The sequence below is a fragment of the Bacteroidales bacterium genome (assembly GCA_018334875.1).
GTDB lineage: Bacteria > Bacteroidota > Bacteroidia > Bacteroidales > UBA12077 > JAGXLC01.
Map to the genome: position 1 here is coordinate 1 of JAGXLC010000370.1, position 4047 is coordinate 4047.

Sequence of the window (4047 nt, forward strand, 5' to 3'; positions counted from 1 at the left end):
TATTAATTTTATGGGAAGTGCTTGTAAATATCCTTTCTGTGGGCAAATGCTGCGAAAATAATGGTGCTATCTCCGACAGCATTCCCAATTTTTTCCAGGCAACCTTTTTTGTTTCATTCCTTCGGATTTTAAGTTAATATGTGAATTTGAAGCATCCGGACTCACATCACGGTTATAATGTATCATACCTTACCGGGCAAGCCAAAACCAAACAGGATGCTTTCAAGGAATTTAATGTGTTTCCGTTTTGGCTTGTCCAAATTGGCAATTACATTTCGTATTAAAAACCTTATTTTTCTTTATATTAAACATTAGTAGCCATAAGGCATCTCCCCATCCCTTAACCTTATTACCTTATTTTTTTACATCCAGCTGTTATATGCTTCCGGAGAATAAGGTAATAAGGTTGATTATCATTGGGTATTTCATGGCTATTAAGGTTGAGCAACTAAAAATAAGGTTTTCTGTAAGCCGCTATTTGTGCAATATATTGAAATGGTTGTTTTGAAATAAAATCCGCTTGCAGTAATCTTATACAACAAAAGCATGACCGAAATGCGGGTTTAGTTTCGCTGAGCCTTATCGGGGTTCATTTGCCCATAAATAAACAATAATCAAATGAAATTGTTTTCAAAACAGATCCACTGAAATATTCTGAACGAAGGCGGTATAGGTGGTCTCGTCCTCTACATGGGCCATGGATAACACCATAATCACAGGCACTTCTTCACCACTCGTATTGGTGATATTTACTTCCTTGCGCTCGCCCACAACCTTGTCCTTATTGGGATTCAGCAAGCGTTCTATAAAATCATCCTGGTTACTCCCATTGGGGAACAATTTATTGAGGTTTTTTCCGAGTATCATGGGTTTTTCTATCTGCCAGAGTTCTTCAGCGGCTTTATTGAAAAATTTAACGGTACCTTCCTGGTCAATGGTTAATATTGCGTCGGATGCACCTTCCAGCGTTCTTTCATTGCGCAGCTTCTCCTTCTCCATATCTTTAAACCGCTGTTTCACTTCTTCACGTGCTTCCTCAAGTTTCTTGGTCAAGTCGGATTGCGCCTGTTTTAGCTTCTTTTCCTGCTCCCTAAGCATCTCAGCCTTTCTGGCGGTTTCTATCTCCATCTTACGGCTCTTGGTAATATCATGTCCCACATAAATGACCTTGGAAATATCCCCGTAAATGTCCAGAACGGGTGAAAGCGTAACCTGTAGCCAAACTTCCTTTCCGCTTTTGGTCTGATGCCTCATCTGATCCTCATATATCTCTCCCTGTGCCACCTTTTCCCAGGTTTCTTTCAGGTCATTCAGATCTGCCTGTGGCACAAAATCAAATATGGTGCTGCTGGTCAGCTCACTCTCCGAATATTCCATCAGATTGTTGAAGTTCTCGTTTGCTTCAAGGACATCACCTGAAGGCAATAATTCAACCTTTTGACTGGCCTGGTTGAGTGCCTGGATCTGACCCTCATAGTCAAGACTCTGCTTTTTCTGTGAGGTGGTATCGAGGCCCAGATAGAGGATCTTTTCAACACTTCCGTCATCTTTTCTCATACAGGTATAAGTGGACATGGTCCAAAGGTCTTTTCCCTGCTTGGTAACATGTTTCATGTAATCCTCAAAATGCCTCCCTCCATGTGCCAAACTGTCCCAAAGCTCATCAAACCACGACCGGTCTTTCTCATCAATAAACTCGGAAATATGTTTTCCTTCCACCTCCTTATTGGACTCATACCCCAGTTTATTAATGAATTTGGTGTTTGCATATAGCAAATATCCCTGGGGATCGTACTCAGCATGAATCATTGTGTGGCTTACGGCATTGGAAAAAATAACAAACCGCTCGCTCTGACGGGCAGCTTCTTCCTGGGTGGCTTTGAGCTCTTCCATGTTCTGCCGCATCTCTTCCTCCTTGGAAGCCAGCTCTTCAGCCTGCTTCTGCGATTCTTCCAAAAGACGTGAAGTTTTCGCATTGATCTTTACATTGGAAATGGTAGAAGCAACACTTTCCCCTACTTTTTCAACAAAATCAATCACGTATTGCTCCATTCCGTGGAAAGAGGCCAGTTCTATGGCCCCATGAATTTGTTCATTGACTATCAGGGGAACTATCAAAAGGGCATCCGGTGTCGAATGGCCCAGACCGGATGTGATATTGACATATTCCTGGGGTAATTCAGTGATATAGGTTGTCTCCTCCTCCATAACCGTTGCCCCCATTAAACCTTCACCCATTTCCACCCTTTTATCGGGGAATTTCCTCCTGTCATAAGCATAGCAGGCTTTCATCTCCAAATGCTTATCATTATCCTCTTCTCCTTCAATAATAAAGAGGGAGCCCTGTACGGCACCGATATATTTCACGAGATTACTGATGACCTGATAAGAGATTTCCTCCAAATCGTCCGTTTCCTGGCGTAATATCTCTCCAAACTTAGCCAGTCCTTCCGAGGTCCAGTGGCGCTGTTGGTCTTCTTTTCTTCGTTTCTCCTCTTCTTCCTGGTTTTTCTTCAATTCGTCGCGCAGCGACATAACCGCTCTGCCCAGTAAATCTTCATCGTCCTGAATTTTGTACTCGGCATCCGTATTGCCTTTTCTTAGTTGTTCTACAAAATTATACAATTTGTAGATCTTATTGTGTTCCCGTTCCAGGGATTCCTGCAAATTCCGTGATGTATCAGCATACTTGCGGCCAAGGAGATAGGCATACAATGCCAGAACCACCGGAGACAAATCAAGAATAATGTAAGCCGGGTGCCGGCTGTGCATTTCTCCGATCTGTTCCAGTGTAAGATTCAGTAAAACAATATCGAGTAAGATTACTAAAAGTATGGTGGCCAGACCAATGATGAATCCACTCAATGTATATTTCAGGACTATTTGTTTATCACTTGTTATCGACATCAGAGAAAACCATTAATATTTTACGCACAAGATATTTTCACATTAAAAAAATGTAAATGCATTTGCCTGTTTACATTCTTTGTTCCTGCTATACTTTCCAACGAAAAAGAAGGCACAAGGGTTTCATTTTCTTCCATTCTTCCCGCCCCTCTCCTTTCAAACGATCATTTCCTTCAAATCTTCCTTAAACGACAGATCAATGAGCATGTTTTATTATAGCAACAGGGCTTCGGGGCATCTCATGCTTTTACCGGTATTTATAACTTGTGGCAACATATTTTGCCATATCCTGTAAGGGAAGTATTTTATCCACAGCATTTATCTCCACAGCCTCTTTAGGCATGCCATAAACCACACTGGATTTTTCATCCTGTGCGATGGTTCTGGCTCCGGCCTGCTTCATCTCCAGCAAACCTGCAGCACCATCTCTTCCCATACCGGTAAGAATGATTCCCATTGCATTTCTGCCTGCATACCGGGCCACCGAACGAAAGAGGACATCCACCGAGGGCCTGTGGCGATTAACCATCGGTCCTTCTTTAACTTCCAAATAGTAGCGGGCACCGCTTCTTTTCAGTAAGGTATGATAATTCCCGGGAGCAATCAAAACGTGCCCCCTGATCAGGGAATCGCCGTTGACAGCTTCCTTTACCGTTACGCGACATGTCTCATCCAGGCGTTCTGCAAATGAACGGGTGAATTGTTCAGGCATATGCTGGACAATAACGATGCCGGGACTATCAACAGGGAGCTCCTCAAGGAATTTCGCAATGGCTTCGGTACCTCCGGTTGAGGCTCCAACAGCCACAACCACCTCAGTAGTCTCCACCATGCTTTTGGCGGCGCTTTTGGGCAGAACCGCATCGGCAGTATGCTTGGGCTCTACATGAATGCTGGGCGTTGGAACGTTTCTCCGCTTCATGGAAGAAACAGCCGCAGCCTTAATTGCGTCACATATTCGGATTTTTGACTCCTGGATGAACTTCCTGGAATCCATACGCGGCTTGGTAATGATCTCCACCGCACCAAATTCCAGCGCCTTGATGGCACTTCGGGTACCCTTTTCCGTTAAACTGGAAATGATCACCACTGGCATGGGATGTTGCGACATAATTTTCTTCAAAAAGGTGAGCCCATCCA

Annotated in this window: 2 protein-coding genes; both read right to left on the reverse strand. The window is 43.6% G+C overall.

Annotation, left to right across the window (positions count from 1 at the left end):
- Positions 1–630: 630 nt before the first annotated feature.
- A complete protein-coding gene (locus KGY70_18205) occupies positions 631–2907 on the reverse strand; it encodes a PAS domain S-box protein (protein ID MBS3777135.1) in 2277 nt (758 codons plus the stop codon).
- Positions 2908–3154: 247 nt separating this feature from the next.
- Positions 3155–4047 (reverse strand): chemotaxis response regulator protein-glutamate methylesterase (locus KGY70_18210; protein ID MBS3777136.1); only part of this gene is annotated, 893 nt, incomplete at its 5' end.